The sequence below is a fragment of the Streptomyces viridochromogenes genome (assembly GCF_001270495.1).
GTDB classification, from domain to species: Bacteria; Actinomycetota; Actinomycetes; order Streptomycetales; family Streptomycetaceae; genus Streptomyces; species Streptomyces viridochromogenes_A.
This window is the reverse complement of the sequence record NZ_LGUR01000187.1, coordinates 1-211: the sequence shown is the minus strand read 5'-3', so window position 1 is coordinate 211 and position 211 is coordinate 1. Positions and strand designations below refer to the sequence as shown.

At 67.8% G+C, this 211-nt stretch carries 1 protein-coding gene; it reads right to left on the bottom strand.

Annotation, left to right across the window (positions count from 1 at the left end; translation table 11 throughout):
• Positions 1-211: lyase family protein (locus tag ADK36_RS18600; RefSeq protein ID WP_267887412.1), on the bottom strand; the 211-nt coding region annotated here is incomplete at both ends.

Below are 211 nucleotides of genomic sequence, written 5' to 3'. Positions count from 1 at the left end.
CTGTCCGGCCTCGGCGGCCATGGTGATGGCGACGTCGTTGCCGATCACCTCGAAGGCGACCTGGTTGACGACCTCGGGGATCACCGGGTTGACCTTGCCGGGCATGATCGACGAACCGGCCTGCACCGGCGGCAGGTTGATCTCGCCCAGGCCCGCACGCGGCCCGGACGACAGCAACCGCAGGTCGTTGCAGCTCTTGGACAGCTTCACG